This window comes from Streptomyces sp. NPDC004266 (genome assembly GCF_042874095.1).
In the GTDB taxonomy this organism is placed as follows: domain Bacteria; phylum Actinomycetota; class Actinomycetes; order Streptomycetales; family Streptomycetaceae; genus Streptomyces.
In genome coordinates this window covers 676,748-701,646 of sequence record NZ_JBIAMM010000001.1, presented here as the reverse complement: position 1 = coordinate 701,646, position 24,899 = coordinate 676,748, and the positions used below count along the sequence as shown (strand labels likewise).

General features: G+C 74.2%; 23 protein-coding genes and 1 riboswitch. Of the genes, 13 read left to right on the top strand and 10 right to left on the bottom strand.

Annotated elements, in window-relative coordinates:
- Position 1: 1 nt before the first annotated feature.
- Both ACFYUZ_RS03140 and rsmH read right to left on the bottom strand, forming a co-directional pair.
- Entirely contained in the window at positions 2 to 670 is a 669-nt protein-coding gene (locus ACFYUZ_RS03140; RefSeq protein WP_389305785.1) for a septum formation initiator family protein, read from the bottom strand.
- Positions 667 to 1,623, bottom strand: a complete 957-nt coding sequence (gene rsmH, locus ACFYUZ_RS03135; RefSeq protein WP_116161469.1) for a 16S rRNA (cytosine(1402)-N(4))-methyltransferase RsmH — start codon at positions 1,621 to 1,623, stop codon at positions 667 to 669. The genes ACFYUZ_RS03140 and rsmH overlap by 4 nt, the downstream gene beginning before the upstream one ends.
- Before the next feature lie 327 nt (positions 1,624 to 1,950).
- On the opposite strand from rsmH, the gene ACFYUZ_RS03130 reads away from it, so the two are divergent.
- The 4 genes from ACFYUZ_RS03130 to ACFYUZ_RS03115 all read left to right on the top strand — a co-directional run bounded on the left by ACFYUZ_RS03130 (position 1,951) and on the right by ACFYUZ_RS03115 (position 7,354).
- Positions 1,951 to 2,490, top strand: a complete 540-nt coding sequence (locus ACFYUZ_RS03130) for a beta-class carbonic anhydrase (RefSeq protein WP_389305783.1) — start codon at positions 1,951 to 1,953, stop codon at positions 2,488 to 2,490.
- A 111-nt stretch (positions 2,491 to 2,601) separates the two neighbouring features.
- Positions 2,602 to 3,621 carry an AAA family ATPase gene (locus tag ACFYUZ_RS03125; RefSeq protein ID WP_389305781.1) on the top strand — a complete coding sequence of 340 codons (1,020 nt, stop codon included), beginning with the start codon at positions 2,602 to 2,604 and terminating at the stop codon, positions 3,619 to 3,621.
- Positions 3,621 to 4,976 (top strand): DUF58 domain-containing protein, encoded by a 1,356-nt coding sequence (locus ACFYUZ_RS03120; RefSeq protein WP_389305779.1) that lies wholly within the window; start codon positions 3,621 to 3,623, stop codon positions 4,974 to 4,976. Before ACFYUZ_RS03125 ends, ACFYUZ_RS03120 begins: the two co-directional genes overlap by 1 nt.
- Positions 4,973 to 7,354: a DUF3488 and DUF4129 domain-containing transglutaminase family protein gene (locus ACFYUZ_RS03115; RefSeq protein ID WP_389305777.1), complete on the top strand. Its 2,382-nt coding sequence runs from the start codon at positions 4,973 to 4,975 to the stop codon at positions 7,352 to 7,354. Before ACFYUZ_RS03120 ends, ACFYUZ_RS03115 begins: the two co-directional genes overlap by 4 nt.
- A 489-nt stretch (positions 7,355 to 7,843) precedes the next feature.
- Here the strand turns inward: ACFYUZ_RS03115 and ACFYUZ_RS03110 are convergent, their stop codons facing one another.
- The 3 genes from ACFYUZ_RS03110 to ACFYUZ_RS03100 form a co-directional block, all read right to left on the bottom strand.
- Positions 7,844 to 8,248, bottom strand: a complete 405-nt coding sequence (locus ACFYUZ_RS03110; RefSeq protein WP_030693444.1) for a DUF3040 domain-containing protein — start codon at positions 8,246 to 8,248, stop codon at positions 7,844 to 7,846.
- Positions 8,249 to 8,519: 271 nt separating this feature from the next.
- Positions 8,520 to 9,308, bottom strand: a complete 789-nt coding sequence (locus ACFYUZ_RS03105; protein ID WP_389305775.1) for a class I SAM-dependent methyltransferase — start codon at positions 9,306 to 9,308, stop codon at positions 8,520 to 8,522.
- 67 nt (positions 9,309 to 9,375) lie between these two features.
- The gene (locus tag ACFYUZ_RS03100; RefSeq protein ID WP_389305773.1) at positions 9,376 to 9,894 is read right to left on the bottom strand and encodes an SAV_6107 family HEPN domain-containing protein; all 519 of its coding nucleotides are present in this window, start codon (positions 9,892 to 9,894) and stop codon (positions 9,376 to 9,378) included.
- Positions 9,895 to 10,056: 162 nt separating this feature from the next.
- Between ACFYUZ_RS03100 and ACFYUZ_RS03095 the strand changes: the two genes are divergently transcribed.
- The 5 genes from ACFYUZ_RS03095 (at position 10,057) to ACFYUZ_RS03075 (ending at position 16,052) form a co-directional block, all read left to right on the top strand.
- Entirely contained in the window at positions 10,057 to 10,992 is a 936-nt protein-coding gene (locus ACFYUZ_RS03095; protein ID WP_389305771.1) for an ATP-binding cassette domain-containing protein, read from the top strand.
- On the top strand, positions 10,964 to 13,063 hold the full coding sequence (locus ACFYUZ_RS03090) for a YhgE/Pip family protein (RefSeq protein WP_389305769.1): 2,100 nt from the start codon (positions 10,964 to 10,966) through the stop codon (positions 13,061 to 13,063). The genes ACFYUZ_RS03095 and ACFYUZ_RS03090 overlap by 29 nt, the downstream gene beginning before the upstream one ends.
- Positions 13,064 to 13,082: 19 nt before the next feature.
- Positions 13,083 to 13,691: a TetR/AcrR family transcriptional regulator gene (locus tag ACFYUZ_RS03085; protein WP_389305767.1), complete on the top strand. Its 609-nt coding sequence runs from the start codon at positions 13,083 to 13,085 to the stop codon at positions 13,689 to 13,691.
- A gap of 249 nt (positions 13,692 to 13,940) precedes the next feature.
- Entirely contained in the window at positions 13,941 to 14,588 is a 648-nt protein-coding gene (locus tag ACFYUZ_RS03080) for a DUF4126 domain-containing protein (RefSeq protein WP_389305765.1), read from the top strand.
- 54 nt (positions 14,589 to 14,642) lie between these two features.
- Positions 14,643 to 16,052, top strand: a complete 1,410-nt coding sequence (locus ACFYUZ_RS03075; RefSeq protein ID WP_389305763.1) for a phytoene desaturase family protein — start codon at positions 14,643 to 14,645, stop codon at positions 16,050 to 16,052.
- A gap of 39 nt (positions 16,053 to 16,091) precedes the next feature.
- Here ACFYUZ_RS03075 and ACFYUZ_RS03070 read toward each other — a convergent pair whose 3' ends face one another.
- The 5 genes from ACFYUZ_RS03070 to ACFYUZ_RS03050 form a co-directional block, all read right to left on the bottom strand.
- Complete coding sequence (locus tag ACFYUZ_RS03070) at positions 16,092 to 16,928, bottom strand: hypothetical protein (RefSeq protein ID WP_389305761.1); 837 nt, start codon at positions 16,926 to 16,928, stop codon at positions 16,092 to 16,094.
- Between the two features lie 54 nt (positions 16,929 to 16,982).
- On the bottom strand, positions 16,983 to 17,900 hold the full coding sequence (metF, locus tag ACFYUZ_RS03065; RefSeq protein ID WP_389305759.1) for a methylenetetrahydrofolate reductase [NAD(P)H]: 918 nt from the start codon (positions 17,898 to 17,900) through the stop codon (positions 16,983 to 16,985).
- A 137-nt stretch (positions 17,901 to 18,037) separates the two neighbouring features.
- On the bottom strand, positions 18,038 to 18,691 hold the full coding sequence (thiE, locus tag ACFYUZ_RS03060; RefSeq protein WP_389305758.1) for a thiamine phosphate synthase: 654 nt from the start codon (positions 18,689 to 18,691) through the stop codon (positions 18,038 to 18,040).
- 114 nt (positions 18,692 to 18,805) lie between these two features.
- On the bottom strand, positions 18,806 to 19,171 hold the full coding sequence (locus tag ACFYUZ_RS03055) for an Rv2175c family DNA-binding protein (protein WP_389305756.1): 366 nt from the start codon (positions 19,169 to 19,171) through the stop codon (positions 18,806 to 18,808).
- Between the two features lie 43 nt (positions 19,172 to 19,214).
- On the bottom strand, positions 19,215 to 20,387 hold the full coding sequence (locus ACFYUZ_RS03050; RefSeq protein ID WP_389306259.1) for an NAD(P)/FAD-dependent oxidoreductase: 1,173 nt from the start codon (positions 20,385 to 20,387) through the stop codon (positions 19,215 to 19,217).
- A 145-nt stretch (positions 20,388 to 20,532) separates the two neighbouring features.
- Positions 20,533 to 20,646, top strand: a riboswitch (TPP riboswitch).
- On the opposite strand from ACFYUZ_RS03050, the gene thiO reads away from it, so the two are divergent.
- The 4 genes from thiO to pknB all read left to right on the top strand — a co-directional run bounded on the left by thiO (position 20,644) and on the right by pknB (position 24,895).
- Positions 20,644 to 21,813 carry a glycine oxidase ThiO gene (gene thiO, locus ACFYUZ_RS03045; protein ID WP_389305754.1) on the top strand — a complete coding sequence of 390 codons (1,170 nt, stop codon included), beginning with the start codon at positions 20,644 to 20,646 and terminating at the stop codon, positions 21,811 to 21,813. (Overlaps the previous riboswitch by 3 nt.)
- Positions 21,810 to 22,010, top strand: coding sequence for a sulfur carrier protein ThiS (thiS, locus tag ACFYUZ_RS03040; RefSeq protein WP_030693430.1), 201 nt, complete (start codon positions 21,810 to 21,812; stop codon positions 22,008 to 22,010). Before thiO ends, thiS begins: the two co-directional genes overlap by 4 nt.
- A gap of 5 nt (positions 22,011 to 22,015) precedes the next feature.
- Positions 22,016 to 22,810 carry a thiazole synthase gene (locus ACFYUZ_RS03035; RefSeq protein ID WP_389305752.1) on the top strand — a complete coding sequence of 265 codons (795 nt, stop codon included), beginning with the start codon at positions 22,016 to 22,018 and terminating at the stop codon, positions 22,808 to 22,810.
- A 192-nt stretch (positions 22,811 to 23,002) separates the two neighbouring features.
- Positions 23,003 to 24,895: a Stk1 family PASTA domain-containing Ser/Thr kinase gene (gene pknB / locus ACFYUZ_RS03030; RefSeq protein ID WP_389305750.1), complete on the top strand. Its 1,893-nt coding sequence runs from the start codon at positions 23,003 to 23,005 to the stop codon at positions 24,893 to 24,895.
- Positions 24,896 to 24,899: the final 4 nt, after the last annotated feature.

Sequence of the window (24,899 nt, the reverse complement as noted above, 5' to 3'; positions counted from 1 at the left end):
GTCACCTGCCGGTGGTTTCTGGGGGCGAAGGTACGGTCACTGGGGGCTCGGGCACCGGCACCGTCCATGCCTGGCCGGTGCCGGTGGGGCCCGAACCGGTGGGGGTCGAGCTGGTCGTGCCCGTGCCGGTGTTCGTGGCCTCGGGTGTGCCGGTGCTCTCGGTGGCGCTGACCGCGCTCGGGGGGCTGCCGGAGGTACTGGTGCTCGTGGTGGTGCTGGTGCGCGTGGCGGACGTGGTCCCCGGAGTGCTGGTGCCGGCCGGCGGCTTCGGGGTGGGCTTGGGCTTCGGGGTCGGCTTGGGGGCGACCGCCACCGAGGGTTCGCCCAGGACCTTGCCGTCCGGGCCGAGGAAGGCGGGGCTGCCGCCGGGGACCATGCCGAGCCGGCGGGCCCGCCGCTCCAGGGCGTCGGGGGCCGCGTAGTCGTCGACGTCCCGCTGCAGCGCCTGCTCCTCGTCGGTGAGCTCGGTGGTCTTGTCCTTGAGCTCGTTCAGCTTGAAGGAGCCCTGGTTGAGGGCCGAGTTCAGCAGGAGCAGGGAGATCAGCCCGCCGCCGAGCAGGACGACGACGAGCAGGACGAAGGGGGTGCGGGCGGCCGAGCTGGGCCCCGACGGCATGAGCCGGCCGAGCCGCGCGGCCCGCCCTTTGAGGGGCCCCTTCGCCGTGCTCACAGGACGTCTTCCCGGATGCGCTCGACGCCCCGGAGCCGGGCGGGGGCGGCGCGCCGGTTCTCGGCGACCTCCTCCTCCGTGGGCAGCTCGGCGCCCCGGGTGAGCAGCTTCAGCCGGGGCTGGTACTTCTCGGGGACGACCGGCAGCCCGGGCGGGGCGGTGGTCGCCGCGCCGGCGGCGAAGACGCCCTTGACGATCCGGTCCTCCAGGGACTGGTACGAGAGGACGACGACCCGGCCGCCGACGGCGAGGGCCTTCACGGCCGCCGGGATGGCCTTCTCGACGCTGTCGAGCTCGTGGTTGACCTCGATGCGCAGGGCCTGGAAGGTGCGCTTGGCCGGATTGCCGCCGGTGCGCTTGGCGGCCTGCGGCAGGGCGTCGCGGATGAGCTCGACGAGCCGGGCGCTGTTGGTGAAGGGCTCCTTCTCGCGCTCGCGCACGATCGCGGAGACGATCCGCTTGGCCTGCTTCTCCTCGCCGTACGCGCGCAGGATCCGGACCAGCTCGCCCGCCGGGTAGGTGTTGAGGACCTCGGCCGCGCTGATGCCGGTCGTCTGGTCCATGCGCATGTCGAGCGGGGCGTCCTGGGCGTAGGCGAAGCCGCGGTCGGCCTCGTCCAGCTGCATGGAGGAGACGCCCAGGTCGAAGAGGACGCCGTCCACCTTCGGGATGCCGAGCCGGTCGAGGACCTCGGGCAGCTCGTCGTACACGGCGTGGACGAGGGTGGCCCGGTCCCCGTACGGGGCGAGCCGCTCGCCGGAGAGCCGCAGGGCCTCCTTGTCGCGGTCGAGGGCGACGAGCCGCGCCTCGGGGAACCGCTCGAGCAGGGCCTCGCTGTGGCCGCCGAGTCCCAGGGTGCAGTCGACGACGACCGCGCCGGGGCGCTGCAGTGCGGGGGCCAACATGTCCAGGCACCGCTGGAGCATCACCGGGACGTGTCGGTCGTTGCTCAATGCGCCCTCTCAGGTCCGGCGCGGAGGCACGTACCGCGGGCGGGGGCCGAGCCGGAGGTACCGCCGCGCACACGGGGGGAGAAACCGCGGGAAATCGCTCGTTGTCTCCGTGAACTCCGCGTCACTTTAGTCCACGGGACCCGCCGGTCAATCAACCGGCTGGCGCGTCGCCCGGCACCGGCGCCCGGTCCGGACCCTCCGGGCGGCTCACCCGTTCGGGGGCGGAGCCGCCCGTGCCTGTGGCATGGCTCACAGCAAGGCCGATCGGGGCCCTTCGTCCGTCCTCACAGCAGGCCCGGAAGGCCCGTGACCATTAACGTCGGAACCATGTCGACCTCCGCGCACCCCTCCGCCGACGCCATACTCACCGGCCCCACGGTCACCGACCGTCTCGTCGAGGCCAACGCCCGCTACGCGTCCCATTTCACCGACCCGGGAATGGACGCGCGCCCCGTCCTGCGCGTCGCCGTCGTCGCCTGCATGGACGCCCGCCTCGATCTGCACGCGGCCCTCGGACTCGAACTCGGCGACTGCCACACCATCCGCAACGCGGGCGGCGTGGTCACCGACGACGTGATCCGGTCGCTCACCATCAGCCAGCGCGCCCTCGGCACCCGCAGCGTGATGCTGGTGCACCACACGAACTGCGGCCTCGAGTCGCTCACCGAGGACTTCCGGCACGAGCTGGAGGACGAGGTGGGCCAGCGGCCGGCCTGGGCGGTCGAGGCCTTCCGTGACGTCGACCAGGACGTCCGGCAGTCGATGCAGCGGGTGCGGACCTCCCCCTTCCTGCTGCACTCCGACGACGTCCGCGGCTTCGTCTTCGACGTCACGACCGGTCTGCTGCGTGAGATCGACCCGGCGTAACCCGTCAAACCCCGGCATTTCCCTCCCACTTGTCCGCGGGCAAGTGACACGGTCCGGCCGCGCCGACCACAATGCCCGGACGACAGTTCCGAAAGGCCGAGGAGGGCCGGGGTGACGACCTATGACGATCGAGCGAGCCTCGCTGATCTGACCACCACTGTGGAGAGAGTCCGCAGATCGGTGGAGAGTGTGATCGAGGGCAAGCCCGAGGTCGTACGGCTTTCGCTGACCGTGCTGCTCGCCGAGGGGCACCTCCTCATCGAGGATGTCCCCGGCGTCGGCAAGACCATGCTGGCCAAGACGCTGGCCCGGTCCATCGACTGCTCGGTGCGCCGCATCCAGTTCACCCCCGACCTGCTGCCCTCGGACGTCACCGGCGTGTCGATCTTCGACCAGCAGCGACGGGACTTCGAGTTCAAGCCGGGCGCGATCTTCGCCCAGATCGTGATCGGCGACGAGATCAACCGCGCCTCGCCGAAGACCCAGTCCGCGCTCCTGGAGTCCATGGAGGAGCGCCAGGTCACGGTCGACGGCCAGACGTACGAGCTGCCCAGCCCGTTCATGGTCGTCGCCACCCAGAACCCGGTCGAGATGGAGGGCACCTACCCGCTGCCCGAGGCCCAGCGCGACCGCTTCATGGCCCGGGTCTCCATCGGCTACCCGAGCGCCGAGGCCGAACTCCAGATGCTCGACGTGCACGGCGCGGTCTCCCCGCTGGACGACCTCCAGCCCGTCGCCCACGCCCACGACATCCTCAAGCTGATCGACGCGGTGCGCGGGGTCCACGTCGCCGACGCCGTCCGCCGGTACGCGGTCGACATCGTCGCCGCCACCCGCACCCACCCCGACCTGCGGCTCGGCGCCTCCCCCCGGGCCACGCTCCACCTCCTGCGGGCCGCCAAGGCCTCCGCGGCGCTCAGCGGCCGGGACTACGTCCTGCCCGACGACCTCCAGGCCCTCGCCTCACCCGTCCTCGCCCACCGGCTGCTGCCGACGGCGCAGGCCCAGCTGAACCGCCGCACCGCCGAGCAGGTCGTCCAGGACATCCTGCAGCGCACCCCCGTCCCGACCGCGGCCCCGCCCTCCGGACCGCTCTACGGCCAGCAGCAGCCCGGCGCCCGGCGGCTGTGATGAGTGGCGCCACCGTGTCGGACGGACAGCGGGGCGACGAGGACGACCGGGGCGGGCTGCGGGCCGCCTTCGGCGGTCTCACCACCCGCGGCCGCTCCTTCCTCGCCGCCGGGGTGGCCGCCGCCGTCTGCGCGTACGTCCTCGGCCAGGCCGATCTGCTGCGCGTCGGGCTGCTGCTCGCCGCCCTCCCGCTGATCTGCGTCCTCGTCCTGCACCGGACCCGCTACCGGGTCGCCGCCTCCCGCCGGCTCACCCCCCAGCGGGTGGAGACCGGCACCGAGGCGCGGGTCCAGCTGCGGATGGAGAACGTCTCCAAGCTCCCCACCGGCCTCCTGATGCTCCAGGACCACGTGCCGTACATGCTGGGCCCCCGCCCCCGCTTCGTCCTCGACCGGGTCGAGGCCGGCGGGCGGCGCGAGGTGTCCTACCGGGTCCGCTCCGACCTGCGCGGCCGCTTCCCGCTGGGCCCCCTCCAGCTGCGGCTCAACGACCCCTTCGGGATGTGCGAGCTGACCCGCTCCTTCAGCGCGTACGACACCCTCACCGTCGTGCCCCGGACCGAGGCCCTGCCGCCGGTGAAGCTCTTCGGCGAGGCCTCGGGGTACGGGGACGGGCAGTCGCGCTCCCTCGCGCTCGCCGGCGACGACGACGTCATCCCGCGCACCTACCGCCACGGCGACGACCTGCGCCGGGTCCACTGGCGCTCCACCGCCCGCTACGGCGAGCTGATGGTCCGCCGCGAGGAGCTGCCCCAGCGGGCCCGCTGCACCGTCCTCCTCGACACCCGCCGGATCGCCTTCCAGGGCGCGGGCCCCGACTCCGCCTTCGAGTGGGCGGTCTCCGGCACCGCCTCCGCGCTGGTCCACATGCTGGAGCGCGGCTACGCGGTCCGGCTGCTCACCGACACCGGCAGCGCGATCCCCGGCGAGGGGGCCGAGGGCTTCGCCGGCTCGGCGCAGGACTCGGCCGAGGCGGCCGGGCTGATGATGGACACCCTCGCGGTCGTCGACCACTCCGAGGGGGCCGGGCTCTCCCGCGCCTCCGACGTGCTGCGCGGCGGCGGCGACGGACTGCTCATCGCCTTCCTCGGCGACCTCGACGAGGAGCAGGCGGCCCTCACCGCCCGGATGCGCGGGCGGACCGGCGCGGCCGTCGCCTTCGTCCTGGACTCCGGCACCTGGCTCACCGGCGGCGCGGTCGCCGGAGCCGTCGAGGACCGGGTGCGGCAGCTGCGGGAGGCGGGCTGGACGGCGCTCGCCGTACCGCCCGGCGCCTCGCTCACCGACCTCTGGCAGCAGGCGGCCGGGCTCCGTCCGGAGACCGCCGCCGCCGACACCTACGGAGGATGGTCATGAGCGGCCGCACACGGCTGACGCTCGCTTCCTGGGGCGCCACCCTGATGGCGGCAGGGGCGCTGCTCCCCCTGGTGAAGCCGGCGACCTGGATCTTCACGGCGGCCTTCCTCCTCGCCCTGGTGAGCGGGGTCGGCACGCTGGCGCGGCGGGTGCCGCTGGCCCGGCCGCTGACCCTCCTCGCCCAGACCGTCACCGTGCTCCTCGCGCTGACCCTGTTCTTCGCCCGCGAGCAGGCCGTCCTCTGGCTCTTCCCCGGCCCCGAGGCCCTCGCGCACGCCGTGGAGCTGTTCCGGGCGGGCGCCGAGGACGTCGGCCGGTACGCGATCCCCGCGCCCGACACCGAGGGCATCCGGCTCATGCTGGTCGGCGGCGTCGTCGCGATCGGGCTCCTGGTGGACGCCCTCGCGGTCACCTTCCGCAAGGCGGCCCCGGCCGGCCTGCCGCTGCTCGCCCTGTACTCGGTGGCCGCCGGGCTCTCCGGCGGCGGCGCGGGCTGGCTCTGGTTCCTCCTCGCGGCCTCCGGCTATCTGCTGCTGCTCCTCGCCGAGGGCCGTGACCGGCTCTCCCAGTGGGGACGGGTCTTCGGCGGCGCCCAGCGCTCCGGACGCCCCGGCTCGACCGTCGCCTCCGGCGGCGGCCCCGCCTTCGCCCCGGCCCGCACCGGCCGCCGGATCGGCGCCGTCGCCATGGGCGTCGCGCTGGTGGCGCCGCTCGCGCTGCCGGGCTTCTCCGGCGGCCTCTTCGGCGGGAACGGCGAGGGGGACGGGGGCGCCGGCAAGGGCGGCACGATCTCCGCCGTGAACCCGCTGGTCTCCCTCCAGAACAATCTGCGCCAGCCGGAGGACCGGGAGGTCATCCGCTACCGGACCAACGCCCGCGACACCAGCGGCATGTACCTGCGGCTCGTCGCGCTCGACCAGTTCGACGGCACCTCGTGGAAGTCCTCGGTCCGCCCGATCGAGGACGTGCCCGAGCAGCTGCCCTGGCCGGACGGCCTCTCCCAGAGCGTCAAGATCACCGAGGTGACCAGCAACTTCGTCGCCTCCGAAGCGTACGAGCAGAAGTGGCTGCCCATGCCGTACCCGGCCGGCCGGGTCGACATCGACGGCCGCTGGCGCTACGAGCCGGCCGGCCGGATGCTCGTCGGCGACGACAAGCAGACCACCAAGGGCGCCCGCTACCAGGTCGCCAGCCTGGACGTGCGGCCGACGGCCGAGCAGCTGGCCGGCGCCGGGCCCGTCCCGGAGAAGCTGCGCCGCGAGTACACCAAGGTGCCCTCGACGCTGCCCGCCGACGTGCGGACGACGGCCCTCTCGGTCACCAGGGGCGCGCGCAACGACTACGAGCGGGCGGTGAAGCTCCAGGACTGGTTCGCCCGGGACGGCGGCTTCCGCTACGACGTCGACGTCGTGTCCGGCACCGGTGTGCAGGCGATCTCCCGCTTCCTGAGGGACAAGGAGGGCTTCTGCGTCCACTTCTCCTTCTCCATGGCGGCGATGGCCCGCTCGCTCGGCATCCCGGCCCGCGTGGCCGTGGGCTTCATGCCCGGCACCACCCAGACCGACGGCTCGGTCTCCGTCGGCATCCGGGACGCGCACGCCTGGCCCGAGCTGTACTTCGAGGGCGCCGGCTGGACCCGGTTCGAGCCGACCCCCTCGCGGGGCTCCACCCCCTCCTACACCCGGGAGAACACGCCCTCGGGCACGGCCACCGGGCCCGCGCAGCCGCAGCAGAGCGCCTCGGCGCAGCCGTCCGCCGCGCCCAGCGCCTCGGCGAGCTGCACCCCGCAGGAGCGGAAGCTCGGCGACTGCGGTCCGGACGAGGCGGTGGCCGGGGCGTCCTCCGACGGTTCCGGTCCCGACCCCCTGGCGGTGACGCTGCTGTCCCTGGCGGCCGTACTCGTCCTCGCCCTCCCCTTCCTCCCCCTGCTGTGGCGGACCCGGGTCCGGGCCCGCCGGCTCGGCTCGGACACGCTCGCGGTCTGGGAGGAGGTCAACGACACGGCCTGGGACCACGGGGTCGAGCCCGACGACTCGCTGACGCCCCGGAAGGCGGCGGCGCGGATCGTCCGCCTCGGTGAGCTGCGGGGCGAGTCCGCGGACGCGGTGCACCGGGTGGCGCGGGCGGTGGAGGAGGTGCTGTACGCGCCCCGGCCGCAGCCCGTCGCGGGCCTGGCCGCCGAGGCGGCGCGGGTCCGGGCCGGGTTCCACGCGGGCGCCGACCGGCGCGGGCGGCTCCGCGCCCTTCTGGCGCCCCGCTCGGCCGTCCGCCTCCGCTGGACGGCCTCGTCCCGCTGGGCGGCGGCGAGGACGCGCGCCGAGACCGTGAGAACCCGGGCGTCGACCCTCCTCCGCCGGGGCGCCCACGGAACGAACTGACGGCCCCGCCCGGCGGTGCGGGGCCGCGCCCGCCGCGGGCACCGCTCCACCGGGGCGGTGCCCACCCCGCGCCACCCCGTTGTGGGCAGCCGCTCCACCGGGGCGGTGCCCACCCCCTCCGCGCCCCGTTGTGGGCATGCGTTCCGCAAGGGGCGGAACGGGTGGGCACAACGGAACGGCGCCCCTTGCCGGCGCCAGAGGCTTCAGTCCCTGGACCCGCACCGGCAGGTACGGCGCACTCGTGGTGCGGGTCCAGGCGCGGAACGCGGGAGCGCCGCTGAAGGGCGCCGTCCCGTGTGCCCACCCGTCCCGCCCCAGCGGGACGATTGCCCACACGGAGGGGGGCGGAAGAGCACCGCCCCGCCAAGCGCGCCGCGGGCCCGCGCGCAGGTCCAGGGACGGGACGAGCCCCGCAGGGGAGGCGCGCTGAGGGGCGCCGGCCCTGCGGGGCTCGGTCGGTTCGGGGGCGGGGCTACCGCTCGGACGCCGTCAGTGGCCGCCACCCTGCTGCTCGTCGCGGCGGCGCTGCCACCGCTCCTCGATCCGGTTCATCATGGAGCGTCGCTGCCGGGTCTGACGGCCACCGGCCGCCATCCCGCCCCTGGCCCGCTGCTCACCCGGCTTCGGCGCCTTGCGCCATCCGGTGACCGCCAGGACCGCGCAGCCCAGCATGACGAGGAATCCCACCACGCTGATCCAGATCTGCTGTGCGACCATTCCGGCCATGAGGAGCGCGATACCCACCAGGAAGCCGGCGACTGCCTGGTAGACCCGTCGCCGGGTGTACGTACGCAGTCCGCTTCCCTCGAGCGCTGTCGCGAACTTGGGATCTTCGGCGTACAGCGCTCGCTCCATCTGCTCGAGCATTCGCTGCTCGTGCTCCGAGAGCGGCACGGAGTCCTCCTAGTCGTCGGTCGCGGGGGCGACCGGTTTGCGGCCCTTTCAGGATAGGCAGGGAATCGCCCCCGTGAAACCCGCCCTCAATGCCGAATAGCCAATCCGGGCCGCCATGCGGATCGGTTGCTGAGGCGTTGATTCCCCAGGCCCTTCTCCGTCATGCCGGATGGTGTCCCCCGATCATACGGGGCGAAGCCCCTCATCGGGCGGGCTGTGGCGTACTCCATGGAGCGCCCGGCCCGCACCGCCGAACGGGTGGGCGTTCCGTTCAGGCCTTCTTCTCGCCGAGAAGGTGCAGCTGGGTGGCGATGGCGTGGAAGGAGGGCAGCTCCGCGGCGGCCGCCTCCAGCCTGAGCAGGGCCTCGGCGGCGCCGGGCTCGGTGTCGACGAGGGCACCGGGGACCAGGTCGGCGAAGACCCGGACGCCGTGCACGGCGCCGATCTCGAGTCCGGCCTCGTGGGCGAGCTCGGTGAGCTGGTCGGCGGTGAAGCGCCGGGGCACCGGGTCGCCGGCGCCCCAGCGGCCGGCCGGGTCGTCGAGCGCGTGCCGGGCCTCGGTGAAGTGGCCGGCGAGGGCGCGGGCGAGGACGGCGCCGCCGACTCCGGCGGCGAGCAGGCTGAGGCTGCCGGAGGGGCGGAGCGCGGCGGCGGCGTTCCGCACGCCTTCGGCGGGGTCGTCGACGTACTCCAGGACGCCGTGACAGAGCACGGTGTCGTACTCCTCGCGCCCGACCACGTCGAAGAGGCCGCGGATGTCGCCCTGGACGCCGGTGACGAGGTCGGCGACGCCGGCCTCGGCGGCCCGGCGCTCCAGTGCGAAGAGCGCGTTGGGGCTGGGGTCGACGACGGTGACCCGGTGGCCGAGGCGGGCCACCGGCACCGCGAAGTTGCCGGAGCCGCCGCCCGTGTCGAGGACGTCGAGGCTGTCCTTCCCGGTCGCCTCGACCCGGCGGTCCAGGGCGTCTTTGAGGACGTCCCAGACGACGGCGGTACGCAGGGAGGCGCGCGACGGACGCGACGACGCCTCTCGACCGAAGACAGGGGAAGGGTCCGGCACGGCTGTTGACTCCTCGGTGACGGGTACGGACGCTCCCCACCCTATGGCCTCGCCCCTGCCTTTCGGATCATCCTCCGGACTCGTCGGTCCCGGACCTGCGGGGCGGGACGGGCCGGAGGGCGAGCAGCCTCTCGACCAGGCGCAGGAAGTGCGCGGCGTCCCTGAGCAGGTCGTCGGCCTCGCGCCGGGTGGCCGCGCCGCTGATGCCGGCCTCGGCGCGGGCCCGGCGCTGGGCGCCGGCGGCGAAGAGGGCGCTCCATTCGGTCAGCTCGGGGGCGAGGTCGGGGAGGAGCTCCCAGGTGCTCCTTATCCGCTGCCGGTGGCGGGGACGGGTGTCGGGCCCGGCCCGGGCGGCGAGCACGGCGGCCGCGGCGCGCAGGGCGGCGAGGTGGGCGGTGGCGTACCGCTCGTGGGGGCGGTCGAGGGCGGCGGCCTCGACGAGTCCGGCGTGGGACTTGGCGAGGAGGTCGAGGGCGGCGGGCGGGGCGGCGGAGCGGCGCGGGACGGGGTGGATGTCGGATGCGGGTCCCGTCTCCCCCGGGGCGGGTCGGCGGCGGGGCGCGGCTGCTGCGGAAGGGCCGGCCATGTCGAGCCTCCTGTCGTCGCGTGACGGCGCTGTGGCCGTATGTGTTCATCGTGTCGCGCCCCACTGACAATCACGCTGACCTGGGGTTTTGCCTGAAGTCCAACTCGGGGGTAACTTTTGAACTGACTGGTCAGTTCAAAAAGGGGAATGGGGGGTGAGTCCGTGGGCACGGAAACCGAGGAGCAGCCGCACGGCGCCGCCGTCGTCGCGGACGGCTTCGGACTGAAGGGGCCGCGGGGCTGGGCCTTCCGGCAGGTCTCCTTCCGCGCCGAGCCCGGCGCGCTGGTGGCCATCGAGGGCCCTTCGGGCTCCGGGCGCACCTGTCTGCTGCTCGCGCTCACCGGCCGGATGAAGGCCAAGGAGGGGCACGCCGAGGTCGGCGGACTCCCCCTGCCCCGCAGGATGGCCGCCGTGCGCCGGATCAGCGCGCTCGGCCAGGTCCCGGGCGTCAGCGAGCTCGATCCCGCCTTCACGGTGGCCGAGCACCTGCGCGAGCGGGCCCTGCTCCAGCGCCGCTACGACGGCTCCGTACGGGCGCTCCTGCGCCGCCCCGCCGAGCGGGCCGCGACGGCCCGGGCCCGGATCGAGGAGGCCGTGGCGGCCGCGGGGCTGGACCTCGCCGCCCTGCCGAAGGGCGAGCGGACCTCCGTACGGGACCTGGAGCGCCTCGAGGCGCTGCGGCTCTCGATCGCCCTCGCCCTGATCGCCCGTCCCCGGCTGCTCGCCGTGGACGACACGGACCTGAAGCTCTCGGACGCCGACCGCGCCGAGGCGTGGGCGCTGCTGCGCTCCCTGGCCGCCGCCGGGACGACGGTCCTCGCCGTCTGCAGCGAGGCCCCCGAGGACGCCCTGCGCATCACGACGCTCACCGGCGAGGCCGCCCCGGGCGCCCCCGGGGCCCCGGCCTCCGACGCGGAGACCGCCGCCGCGGAGCCCGGCGCCGAGGAGCGCGCCGAAGGCCGCGCCCCGGCGGACGCCACCACCGGCGTCCCCGACGCCGACCAGGCCGCCGTCGGGGAGACCGCGGCCGACGACACCACCGACGCCACGACCGAGGAGGGGGCGGCCGATGCGCTCGCCGAAACTGGCCGCGCTTGAGCTGAAGCGCTTCGGCAGGGGGAAGCTGCCGCGCGCCGCGCTCGTCGCGATCCTGCTGCTGCCCCTGCTGTACGGCGCCCTGTACCTGTACTCGTTCTGGGACCCGTACAGCAGGCTCGACAGGATCCCCGTCGCCCTCGTCAACGAGGACCGGGGCGCCACCGCGGGCGGCAAGGAGATCCACGCCGGTGACGACATCACCGAGGGGCTCCTGAAGAGCGAGACCTTCGAATGGCACCGGGTGAGCGACGCCGAGGCACGCGCGGGCGTGGAGGACGGGACGTACTACCTGTCCCTGACCATGCCCGGCGACTTCAGCAGCCGCATCGCCTCCAGCTCCGGCGACTCCCCCGAGACGGGCGCGCTCCGGGTGCGGACGAACGACGCCAACAACTACATCGTCGGCCAGATCTCCCGGACGGTCTTCTCCGAGGTGCGCACCGCGGCCTCCACGAAGTCCTCGCGCACCTTCCTCGACAAGATCTTCATCTCCTTCTCCGACATCCACGACGCCACCGCGAAGGCCGCCAAGGGCGCGGCCGACCTCAAGCAGGGCGTGGACAAGGCGAAGAAGGGCTCCAAGAGCCTGTCGGACGGCCTCACGGACGCCAAGGACGGCAGCGGCGACCTGGCCGCCGGCCTGAAGAAGCTCGACAAGGGCGCCAAGGACCTGGAGAACGGCTCCCGCAAGGTCGCGAACGGCACCCAGACCCTCGCCGACAAGGTGAACGGCACGGCGGACAAGGTCCGGCCCTACCTGGCGAACAACGGCAAGTCGATCCGCGACACCGCCCGGCTCGTCTCCGACTCCGCCACGGCCGTCCGCCACAACCTGGACGACCTGGTGGAGCACGCGCCCCAGGTCCGCGCCGCCGCCCACAAGGCCGACGACGGTCTCGCCCGGCTCCACCGCGAGATCTGCGTGGACGCCCCGCCCACCGCTCCCCCGCTGGACCCGAGGATCTGCGGGAAGCTCAAGGAGGCCACGGTCACCGCCGCCGACGTGGCGACGATCGCCGACGACGTGCACGAGCTCACCAAGGGCCAGACCGACGACCTGAAGACGCTGGACGCGCGCCTGGCCAAGCTCGTGAAGCAGGCCGACGAGCTGGCCGCCCGCGCCCCGCACCTCGACGAGGACGTCGAGGGCGCCATCAGGAAGATCAACGAGCTCAACGCCGGCGCCAAGAAGGTCGCGGCGGGCGCGGACCGGCTGCACACCGGCATCACCGAGGCGAAGGCCGGCTCGGTCAGCCTCGACACCGGTGTCGGCAAGCTCAAGAAGGGCGCGGGCGCCCTCGACGGCGGTCTGTTCAAGCTGGCCGACGGCTCGGGCACCCTCGCCACCGGACTCAAGGACGGGGTCGACCGGATCCCCGACTACGACAAGCAGGACCGCGACCGGCGCACGGAGGTCATGGCCGACCCGGTGAAGCTGGCCTCGCAGTCCCTGCACAAGGCGCCGAACTACGGCACGGGCTTCGCCCCGTACTTCATCCCGCTCTCCCTCTGGGTCGGCGCGATGGTCGCGTACATGATCATCCAGCCGCTGAACCGGCGCGCCCTCGCCGCGGGCGGCTCCGCCTGGCGGATCGCGCTGGCGGGCTGGCTCCCGGTCGCGGCCATCGGCGTCCTCCAGGTCGCGGCCCTGATGTCGGTCCTGCACTGGGGCCTCGGCCTCCAGATGACCCGGGCCGCCGGCACGATCGGCTTCCTCGCCCTCGTCACCTGCTGCTTCGCCGCGATCATCCAGTGGCTCAACGCCCGCTTCGGCGCGGCGGGCCGGATCCTGGTGCTCGCGTTCCTGATGCTCCAGCTGACCTCGGCGGGCGGCACGTATCCCGTCCAGACCAGCCCGGCCTTCTTCAACGCCGTCCACCCGTTCCTGCCGATGAGCTACGTGGTCGAGGCGCTGCGCCGGCTGATCACCGGCGGCGGGATCGGACCGGTCTGGCAGGCCTGCGCGGTCCTGGCAGCCTTCACCGTGGGCGCCCTGGCCCTGACCGCCGTCTCGGCGCGCAAGAAGCAGGTGTGGACGCTCGACCGGCTCCACCCCGAACTGTCGCTCTGAACCTGTGAGAATCGACGCCATGGACAGCAGCAGCACCCGACGCCAGGCCACGCGCACCAAGCTCTACGAGGCGGCCGTCACCCTCATCGCGGAACAGGGCTTCTCCGCGACGACGGTGGACGAGATCGCCGAGCGGGCCGGCGTCGCCAAGGGCACGGTCTACTACAACTTCAAGAGCAAGACCGAGCTCTTCGAGGAGCTGCTGCGCCACGGGGTGTCGCTGCTCACCGCCTCCCTGCGCGCGGCGGCCGAGGAGACCGCCGATCGCGGCGGCAGCCGGGTCGACGCGCTGGACGCGATGATCCGCGCGGGCCTCGTCTTCATCGACCGCTACCCGGCCTTCACCCAGCTGTACGTGGCCGAGCTCTGGCGCACCAACCGGGCCTGGAACTCCACGCTCCTGGTGGTGCGTCAGGAGGCCGTGGCGGTGGTCGAGGGGGTGCTGCGCGAGGGGGTCGCGGCCGGTGAGCTGAGCGAGGAGATCGACGTCCAGCTGACGGCGGCGGCGCTGGTCGGGATGGTGCTGGTGGCGGCGCTCGACTGGCAGGCCTTCCAGAGCGAGCGGTCGCTCGACGACGTGCACGCGGCGCTCTCCCGCCTGCTGCACGGCCGCGTCGGCGGCCGCTGACGCGGCCGGGGCCGCGAAAAGGCCGGTGCGGTGAGGCTCGATCCCCCCGAGCCTCACCGCACCGGCCTTCCTTTCGCCCCCCGTGCCGGCAGGTGCGCGGCCCCGTTCCGCAGCCCCGTGCCGGCGGTACCGGAGCCGCGCCCCTTCCGTGGGCTCCACTCTCTCCTCCGGGCGCGCCCGGCCCCATCCGCGCGCCTACTCATCTCGACCCCTAGGTACGGGTACTCAGTCCTGGTTACGATCGCGGACGTGTCCGTACTCCCCCTGGTGTTCACCAGCGGCTGGGCGAGCGGGATCAACGCGTACGCGGTGGTCCTGCTGTTCGGCGTCTTCGGCGCGACCGGGCTGACCGACGAGGTGCCCGCGTCCTTGCAGCGCACCGATGTCCTCGTCGCGGCGGCCGTGCTGTTCCTGTGCGAGGCGGTGGCGGACAAGATTCCGTACGTCGACTCGATGTGGGACTCCGTCCACACGGTGGTCCGGCCGGTCGCGGGGGCCGTGGTCGGCGCCCTGCTCGCCGGGCAGAACGGTTCGCTGCCGGAGCTGGCGGCGGGTGCGGTCGGCGGTTCGACGGCCTTGCTCAGCCACTTCGTCAAGGCCGGGACGAGGATGGCGGTCAACACCTCGCCGGAACCGTTCTCGAACATCGTGCTGAGCCTGGCGGAGGACCTCGGGGTGGCGGCGATCGTCACCTTCGCCCTCTTCCATCCCGTGGCGGCGTCGGTCGTCGCGGCCGTCCTGCTCCTGTCGGGCCTGGCGATACTGGTCTTCCTGGCCAAGCAGATCCGCCGCGGCTGGCGGCGCTGGTCGCGGCGCCGGGAGGAGGGACGGCTCGCGGCGCCGGGGGCGCGACCACGGGTCCACGCCCCGCCGGACGACGGCTCGGACCACTTCTGACCGGGCCCGGCCTGCCCTCCGGCGGTGCCGGGGGCGCCGGATAGTCTCGTCCGCATGGCACGGATTGTGGTGATCGGCGCGGGACTCGGCGCCATGGCGGCGGCGGCCCGACTGGCGGTCGCCGGACACGCGGTGACGGTCTACGAGAAGACGTCGACGTACGGCGGCGCGGTCGGCCGCTTCGCGCGCGACGGCTTCGCCTTCGACACCGGCCCCGGGCTGCTGCACCTGCCCGCCGTCTACCGGGACCTGTTCGTGAAGACCGGCAAGGAGCCCCTGGAGGAGTGCGTCGCGCTGACGCAGGTCGATCCCGCGGCCCGTCACGTCTTCGCCGACGGCACCCGCGTCGACCTGCCGAACGCCTCCCGGGCCGGCACGGTCTCCGCCCTGGACGCCGCGCTCGGCGCGGGCGCGGGCGAGCGCTGGGGCGACTTCCTGACGCGGGCCCGCGAGGCCTGGGACCGGACCCGCCGCCCGCTCCTGGAGGAGCCGCAGCCGGCGGACCCGGCGCCGCTGTCCCGTGAGCCGTACCCGGCCCTGAAGGCGGGTCTGCTGCGGCGCCCGACGACGACGCTCGCCCAGGTCGGGGCGCGGGAGCTGCGCGACCCCCGGCTCGCGGCCCTCCTCGACGCGTACGCGTGGTCGTACGGCTTCGACCCGGCGACCGCCCCGGCCTCGGCCGCCGTCCTGCCGTACATGGAGCAGACCTTCGGCAGCTGGTACGTGGGCGGGGGCCTGCGGGCGCTCGCCGACGCGGTGTACGAGCGGTGCCGGAAGCGGCGCGTGGAGTTCGTGTTCGACGCGCCCGTCGAGGCCGTCGTGGAGAAGGGCGGCCGGGCGGCCGGGGTGCGGACGGCCGGCGGCGAGACCGTCGAGGCCGACCACGTGGTGTCCGGGGCCCCGGTGGCCGCGCTCCACCACGGCCCGGACGTCCCTCGCCACCAGGCGAACGGCACGGGCCGGATGACGGTCTGTCTGGCCCTGCGCGGCCCCCGGGAGGCGGACGCCGTCCACCGGACCGTCGTGCACGCGGAGGGCGGGCGGCCCACGGTGACCGTGCTGCGCCCGGACGACCCGGCGCTGCGCCCGGACGGGGACCACGAGTCGGTGACGGTCACGGCGACCGTGCGCACCTCCCCCGGCCGGGACGGGGAGGCCTTCGCCGACCGGATGGTCGAGGCGGCCGGGCGGGCGGTGCCGGGGCTCGCGGAGCGGCTGCTGTGGCGGCACGTCCGCACCCCGGAGGACGTCCGGCGGGACACGGGCGCCGCCGAGGTGCCGGGACCCGCGCTGGCCGGGGCGGACGGCCGGCTCCTCCCGGCCGCCAACCGCTCCCCGCTGCCGGGCCTGTACTTCGCGGGCGGCTGGTCGCACCCGGGCGGCGGGCTCGCCCACGCGGGCATGTCCGGCGCGCTGGTCGCCGGGCTCATCGTGGAGGGGGCGGACTTCCGCGGCTCCCGTTAGGAGCCGCGGGGGCCGGGTCCTCAGTAGCGGTACTGGTCGTCAGTAGCGGTACTGGTCGTCCGGGTGCGGCTGCTCGTAGCCGTACGGGCTCTGCGGCTGCTGCGGGGCCTGCTCGGTGTCGCGCTGCTGCGGGACCCAGACGCCGCCGGGCGGGGTGTCGTAGGCGTACGAGGGGGCGTACGGGTCGCCGTAGTAGGAGCCGTACTGCTGGCCGTCGGTGCCCGGGCCGATGTACGGGTCGGAGTACGCGGCGTACTGCTGCTGCCCGGCGGCGCCGTAGTCGTAGGCCGGCTGCTGCTCGTAGCCGGGCTGCTCGTAGGAGTTCTGCTCGTACCCGGGCTGCTGGTACGCGGAGGCGTAGGGGTCGTACCCCGTGCCGTATCCGGCTCCGGCGCTCTGGCCGGTGGTGTCGTAGACGCCGTACTGGCCGGTGTCCTCGGGCATCGGCTGGGGCTCGTAGACCGCGGTCGTCTCGGCGGCGGTCTCCGGGTGCCCGTCGTGACCGGCCCCGTCCTCCGTGCCGTACCCGCCGTCCACCGTGTCGTACGAGAGCTCGGTGACCTCCAGGGTGGGTCCGGCCCCGGCCGGCGCGGCGGCCTTGCGGCGACGGCTCGCGCCCGGGTTGCCGCCGATCGCCCAGCCGGTGGAGAAGCCGCGGCGGAAGGAGAGCGTCACATAGGTCTGGCCGACGGCGAAGGCCACGGCTCCGGCGACGATGACGAGGACCGAGGGCAGCAGGACGCCCAGGACCACGCAGAGGAAGCCGCCGAAGGCGAGCAGGCGCCAGCGCAGCCGCGCCTTGTACTGGAGGAGCACCTCCCCCAGCAGCCACAGTGCGACCACGCCGAACGCGATGTAGAGGACCGTCCACCCCATGCCCCGCCGCCCCTCTCCACGGTCACCGCCGCGGGTCGGGGCGGGTACGACCGGTCACGACTGCTGGTGCAGTCCGAGATTCTCGTAGATCTCGAGCGTCGCGGTGGAGCTGTTGAGCGTGATGAAGTGCAGTCCGGGGACACCCTCGGAGAGCAGACGCGCGCAGAACTCCGTCGCGAACTCGATACCGATGGAGCGTACAGCGGCGGGATCGTCCTTGACGGCGAGGATGCGCTCTTTCACGTCCGCGGGGAAGACGGCGTTGCTCAGCTGGGGCAGCCGGTCGAGCGTCTTCACGTTCACGACGGGCATGACCTCGGGGATGATCGGGGTCTCGCAGCCCGCCTTCGCCACGCTGTCGCGCAGCCGCAGGTAGTTCTCCGGGTCGAAGAACATCTGGGTGATCGCGTAGTCGGCGCCCGCACGGCACTTGTCCACGAAGTGCCGGATGTCCGTGTCCCAGTCCGTGGACCGGGGGTGCATCTCCGGGAAGGCGGCGACGCCGACGCAGAAGTCTCCCGACTCCTTGATCAGCCGGACGAGCTCGGCGGCGTACTTCACGCCCTCCGGGTGCTCGATCCACTCGCCCAGCGGATCGCCCGGCGGGTCGCCCCGGACGGCGAGCATGTTGCGGATGCCCGCGTCGGCGTACTGGCCGAGGATGTTCCGCAGCTCGGCGACGGAGTGGTCGACGGCCGTCAGGTGGGCGACGGGGGTGAGCGTGGTGTCGGAGGCGATCTTCTGGGTGGCCTTGACGGTGCCGCCGCGGGTGGAGCCGCCGGCGCCGTAGGTCACGGAGACGAAGCTGGGGCCGACCGCCTCGACCCGGCGCATGGCGTTCCAGAGGACCTGCTCGCCCTTCTCGGTGCGGGGCGCGTAGAACTCGAAGGAGTACGACGTGTCACCGGCAGCGAGGATCTCGCGGACCGTGCGTGCACGGTCCGATCGGACGGAAGCGGTACCAAGGGCCATACCGGCAGGTTAGACGCGGTCCAGGGAACCGCGTACACCCCGTCCGAGTGGTGGACACCTTTTCGGACAGCTGTCGGACGGAGGTCGGACGGCCGCCGGACGGGGCCGGGCGCGCCGGGCCCCCGCGGGCGTGCGGCTCAGGCTTCGGCGCGCTCGCGGACGCGCTTGGCGAGGGCGGCCGTCGCGGCGGCCGGGTCGGCGGCCTCGGTGATGGCGCGGACGACGACGATCCGGCGGGCGCCCGCGTCCAGGACCTCGTCGAGGTTGGTCTCGTCGATGCCGCCGATGGCGAACCAGGGCCGGTCCTGGGCCAGCTCCGCCGCGTACCGCACGAGGCCGAGCCCCGGCGCGTACCGTCCGGGCTTGGTGGGGGTGGGCCAGCAGGGGCCGGTGCAGAAGTAGTCCACGCCCGGCTCGGCGGCGGCCGCGGCCACCTCGCTCTCGGCGTGGCAGGAGCGGCCGATCAGCACCTCGTCGCCGAGGATCGCGCGGGCCGCGGGGACGGGCAGGTCGCCCTGGCCGAGGTGGAGGACGTCGGAGCCGATGGCGTGGGCGACGTCGGCCCGGTCGTTCACCGCGAGGAGCCGGCCGTGCCGGCGGGCGGCGTCGGCGAAGACGGCGAGGTGCTCCAGCTCCTCACCGGCCTCCATGCCCTTGTCGCGGAGCTGCACGACGTCCACGCCGGAGGAGAGCACGGCGTCGAGGAAGTCCGGCAGGTCGCCCTGGCGCTTCCGGGCGTCGGTGCACAGGTAGAGCCGGGCGTCGGCGAGTCGCTCGCGAGGCGTGGACATGGGCGGGTTCCCCCCGTTCTCGTGCCGATGCCGCGGCGCCCGGCCCCTGAGGGGCGGGCGCCGCGACACCCGCTGGTGGTGTCTTCGGTGCGTGCGTACGTCGGCGCGGACGCGTCAGACGGCGAGCGCCTGGGCGCGGCGCTTCACCTCCGTGCCGCGGTTCTCGCCGAGCGCCTGCGCGGGCGTGCCCGGCAGGCTCTCGTCCGGAGTGAAGAGCCACTCCAGCATCTCTTCGTCGGTGAAGCCGTCGTCCCGCAGCAGCGTCAGGGTCCCGACCAGACCCTTGACGACCTTGTCGCCCTGGATGAAGGCGGCGGGCACGTACAGCGCGTTGTTCGGTCCGCGGCGCACGGCGATGAGCTGGCCCTCCTTGACCAGCTGCCGCACGCGCGTCACCTCGACATCGAGCATCTCCGCGATCTCGGGCAGGTTGAGCCAGGCGGGGACGAGAGCATCGATCTTTACGTCAATCTCGGTCACAGGACAAGCCTGCCATCCCGGACTGACAGCCGGTAGTCGGGCCCTACCGGGCTGCCGCCTTCAGGGGGACGGACGGGTCCGCCGCGCGCTCGGGGTCGACGGGCACGGCGGCCTCGATCAGCCTGCGGCCCTGGGCCAGGTCGCGCGGGCGGCCGACCGCGAGGAGGGCCACCGGCACGCCGGCCCGCAGCCAGAGCACGGACCAGGCCTCGTCGGCCGGGTCGCCGCGCCACAGCAGCTCGTCGGCGTCCGCGTGGTGTCCCGCGTACTGGACGAAGCGGCCGAACTGCTCGGACCAGAAGTACGGCACCGGGTCGTACGGCGCGTCGGCGGTGCCGGTGATCGCCGCGGCGACCGCGCGGGGCCCCTGGAGCGCGTTGTCCCAGTGGTGGACGAGGAGCCGCTCCCCGTAGCGGGCGGAGGGGAAGGAGGCGCAGTCGCCGACGGCGTACACATCGGGCAGGGAGGTGCGCAGCCGGTCGTCCGCGGTGACGGCGCCGCTCGGGTCGAGGGCGATGCCGGAGCCGGTGAGCCAGCCGGTGGCGGGGCGGGCGCCGATGCCGACGACGACGGCGTCGGCGGGCAGTTCGCGGCCGTCGGCGAGGACGACGCGGCCGGGCTCACCGGCCTCGACGGTGTCCACGCGCGCGTGGGTGAGGAGTTCGGCGCCGCTCGCCCCGTACCACTCGGCCATGGGGGCGGCGACCTCGGCGGGCAGCGCTCCCGCGAGGGGGCGGTCGGCGGCCTCGACGACGGTGACGGCGCAGCCCGCCTCGCGCGCGGCGGTGGCGAACTCGGCGCCGATCCAGCCGGCGCCGACGACCACGACGGAGTGGCGGCGCTCCAGGACGGGCCCGAGGCGCACGGCGTCGTCGAGGGTGCGCAGCAGGTGGACGCCGGGGACGCCGTCGGTGCCGGGCAGGGTGACGGGGTGGGCGCCGGTGGCGACGACCAGGGTGTCGTACGCGACGGGTCCGGCCTCGGTGTCGATCTCGTGGTCGGCGGCGCGCAGTCCGGTGACGTCCAGGCCGAGCCGGAGCTCGATGCCGAGGTCCTCGAAGTCGATCTCGAAGGCGGAGTCCTCGGCCTTGCCGAGGAGGATCGCCTTGGAGAGCGGCGGCCGGTCGTAGGGCTGGTGGGGTTCGGCCCCGATGAGGGTCACGGGGCCGGTGAAGCCCTGCTCGCGCAGGGCGACGGCGGTCTGGACGCCCGCCATTCCGGCGCCGACGATCACGACGTGCTGCTGGGCCTGCTTCTGCTCGCTCACCCGACCACCTTACGCATCTGACGGATCGTCAGGAAAGGAGGGGTGAGGGAGGGGTCTGTGGCCCGCCCGGCGGCGCGGGCTAGTCTGGCGGGCGTAAAGCACTCGCGGGAGCCCGGACGCACCGGGCTGAGAGGGAGGCTGGGACGGCCTCCGACCGTACGAACCTGATCCGGGTCATGCCGGCGAAGGGAGGGGCTGGACGCCCATGCGTTCTTCTCGTGTCCGTGTCTCCGACGTCCTCGTGGTCGGAGGCGGCGTCATCGGCCTGGTCACGGCCTGGCGGGCCGCGCAGCGCGGACTGCGCACCGCCGTCGTCGACCCGGACCCGGGCGGCGGGGCCGCGCGCGTCGCGGCCGGCATGCTCGCCGCCGTCACCGAACTCCACTACGGCGAGGAGACCCTGCTCGGGCTCAACCTCGCCTCCGCCGCGCGCTACCCCGGCTTCGTCGCCGAACTGGAGGAGGCCGCCGGCCACGACGTCGGCTACCGCGCCTGCGGCACCCTCGCCGTCGCCCTCGACGCCGACGACCGGGCCCACATGCGCGAACTGCACGCCCTGCAGACCCGCTGCGGGCTCGTCTCCGAATGGCTCAGCGGCCGTGAGTGCCGCCGGCTCGAATCCATGCTGGCACCCGGCGTCCGGGGCGGACTGCGGGTCGACGGCGACCACCAGGTCGACCCGCGCCGCCTGGCCGCCGCGCTCCTGCGCGCCTGCGAGCGGGCCGGGGTCGTCTTCCACCGGACCCTCGCGGAGCGGCTCACGGTCGTGCGGGACCGGGCGCGCGGCGCCGTGCTCGCCGACGGCGAGGAGCTGACGGCCGACCAGGTCGTCCTCGCCGCGGGCAGCCTCAGCGGGCGGTTCGCGGGCGTGCCCGACGAGGTGCTGCCGCCGGTCCGCCCCGTCAAGGGCCAGGTCCTCCGGCTGCGGGTGCCGCCCGCGTACGCCCCCTTCCTCTCCCGCACCGTCCGCGCCGTCGTCCGCGGCAGCCACGTCTACCTGGTGCCCCGCGAGAACGGCGAGCTCGTCGTCGGCGCCACCAGCGAGGAGCTCGGCTGGGACACCACGGTGACGGCGGGCGGGGTGTACGAGCTGCTGCGCGACGCCCACGAGCTCGTCCCGGGCATCACCGAGCTGCCGCTCACCGAGACGCGGGCCGGACTGCGCCCCGGCTCCCCCGACAACGCGCCGCTGCTCGGCCCCACCGACCTGCCCGGTCTGCACCTGGCCACCGGCCACTACCGCAACGGGGTGCTGCTCACCCCCGTCACCGGCGACGCCATGGCCGAGGCGCTGACCACCGGCGCCCTCCCCGACGAGGCACGCCCCTTCACCCCCCGACGTTTCTCCCCCGCACGACAGGAGCAGCCCGCATGAACGTGTCCGTGAACGGAGAGTCGCGTGAGCTCTCCGGTCCCCTCTCCCTGGACGCCCTCGTGGCGACCCTGACCACGGCCCCCTCGGGCGTCGCGGCGGCGCTCAACGAGACGGTCGTGCCGCGCGGCGAGTGGGCCACGACGCTGCTCGGCGAGGGCGACCGGGTGGAGGTCCTCACCGCGGTGCAGGGAGGCTGACCGGAATGTCCGACGACGTGTTCACCCTCGGCGGTACGGATTTCTCCTCCCGCCTCATCATGGGCACCGGCGGCGCCCCCAGCCTCGACGTCCTGGAACGCTCCCTCTCCGCCAGCGGTACGGAACTCACCACGGTCGCCATGCGGCGCCTGGACCCGACCGTCCAGGGCTCGGTCCTCTCCGTCCTGGAACGCCTCGGCATCCGGGTCCTGCCGAACACGGCGGGCTGCTACACGGCGGGCGAGGCCGTCCTCACCGCCCGCCTGGCCCGGGAGGCGCTCGGCACGAACTGGATCAAGCTGGAGGTCGTCGCCGACGAGCGCACCCTCCTGCCGGACGGCGAGGAGCTCCTGGCCGCGGCCGAGACCCTCGTCGACGACGGCTTCGTCGTCCTCCCCTACACCAACGACGATCCCGTCCTGGCCCGGAAGCTGGAGGACGCGGGCTGCGCGGCGATCATGCCGCTCGGCTCCCCCATCGGCTCCGGACTCGGCATCCGCAACCCGCACAACTTCCAGCTGATCGTCGAACGGGCCGAGGTCCCGGTGATCCTCGACGCGGGCGCGGGGACCGCCTCGGACGTGGCGCTCGCGATGGAACTGGGGTGCGCGGCGGTGATGCTGGCGTCGGCGGTGACGCGGGCGCAGGAGCCGGTGCTGATGGCCTCGGCGATGCGGCACGCGGTCTCGGCGGGGCGGCTGGCCTTTCGGGCGGGGCGCATTCCCCGGCGCCACTTCGCCTCCGCGTCCTCCCCGGCCACGGGCCGGGCCCACCTGGACCCGGAACGCCCAGCCTTCTGACCCACCCGGCCCCGCACCCCGTTGTGGGCAGGCGTTCCGCTGGGGCGGGACGACTGCCCACACGGCGGGTGGTCGGGGGCACCGCCCCGCGGGCGGGAGCCGGGGCGCCGCCCGGTCGGGCGCGTCACAGGTGCGCTGCAGTCCCGCCCCGACCGCACGAGCCCCCCGCCCCCGGCTCGTAGACTCGTCGCCGTGGACACGACCCTTCAGGACCCCCTCGTCGGGCGGCTGCTCGACGGCCGCTACCGCGTCGACGCGCGCATCGCCGTCGGCGGGATGGCCACCGTCTACCGGGCCGTCGACACCCGCCTCGACCGCGTCCTCGCGCTCAAGGTGATGCACCCGGCCCTCGCCGCCGACGCCGCCTTCGTCGAGCGGTTCATCCGCGAGGCGAAGTCCGTGGCCCGGCTCGCGCACCCGAACGTCGTCGGGGTCTTCGACCAGGGCGCCGAGGGCGCGTACGTCTACCTGGCGATGGAGTACGTCGCCGGCTGCACCCTCCGCGACGTCCTGCGCGAGCGCGGCGCCCTCTCGCCCCGTGCCGCGCTCGACATCCTGGAGCCGGTGCTCGCCGCGCTGGGCGCAGCGCACCGGGCGGGTTTCGTGCACCGGGACATGAAGCCGGAGAACGTCCTGATAGGGGACGACGGCCGGGTGAAGGTCGCCGACTTCGGTCTCGTGCGGGCCGTGGGCTCGGCGACGGCCACGACCGGCGCGGTCCTCGGCACGGTCTCGTACCTCGCGCCGGAGCAGATCGAGCACGGCACCGCCGACACCCGCGCCGACGTGTACGCCTGCGGTGTCGTCCTCTACGAGATGCTGACCGGCGGCAAGCCGCACTCCGGCGACACCCCGGCCCAGGTGCTCTACCAGCACCTGAACACCGACGTGCCCGCCCCCTCGGCGACCGTCCCCGGGCTCGCCCCGGAGCTGGACGAGCTGGTCGCGGCGGCCACGGCCCGCGATCCCGAGCTCCGTCCGCACGACGCCGTCGCCCTGCTCGGCCTGCTCCGGGAGGCCCGTGCGGGGCTCGGCGACGAGCAGCTGGACGCGGTGCCTCCGCTCGCGCGGTCCGGGGCCCGGGACACCGCAGAGGACCGGACGAGCGTGATCGCCCGTCCCGTACCCGCGGAAGCCGACGTCCTGCGCACCAACCGGCTGCCCGCCCCGGAGGCACCCCCCGCCGCCCGCCGCCTGCCCCCGCGCGGCCCCCTCCTCGTCGTCGTCGCCGTCCTGCTCGCCCTCGGCCTGGGCACCGGCGTCTGGTACATCGGTTCCGGCCAGTTCACCCGGGTCCCCGCCGTCCTCGGCCAGTCCGAGGCCGCCGCGACGAAGCGCCTCACCGACGCCGGTCTCGACGTCGGCACCACGAAGCGCGCCTTCAGCGACGTGTACGAGCGCGGCACGGTCATGGCCGTCGATCCGGCCCCCGGCGAGCGCGTCCGGGGCAACGGCACGGTCACCCTCACGCTCTCCCGCGGCCCGGAGACCGTGAAGGTGCCCAACCTCAAGGGCAAGCCGCTCGCGGAGGCCAAGCGCCTCCTGAAGCAGGAGGGCCTGGCGCCCGGGGTGATCACCGAGGAGTTCAGCGACTCCGTCGCACAGGGCTCCGTGACGGGCTCCGACCCCGAGCCGGGCACCGAGCGCAGCCCCGACTCGGCCGTCGCCCTGGTGGTCAGCAAGGGCTCCCCGATCGACGTCCCCGACGTCAGCGGCGAGACCGTCGCCGACGCCACGGCCGCCCTCCAGGAGGAGGGGCTCACCGTCCGGGTCGCCCCGGAGCGGATCAACTCCCCCGAGGCCGCCGGCACCGTCGCGGCCCAGTCCCTCGCCGGGGGCAGCCGGGCCGCCGAGGGCGACGTCATCACCCTCACCGTCTCCAAGGGGCCGAAGCCGGTCGAGGTCCCGGACGTGACGGACCGGTCGACCGCGGACGCGCGTGCGACCCTGGAGGACGCGGGCTTCGAGGTGGAGGTCAAGAAGTCCTTCCCCTATCTCGGCGACACGGTCGCGAGCCAGTCCGTGAAGGGCGGCGAGACCGCGCCCGAGGGCTCCACCATCACCATCACGATCAAGGGACTCTAGAAAC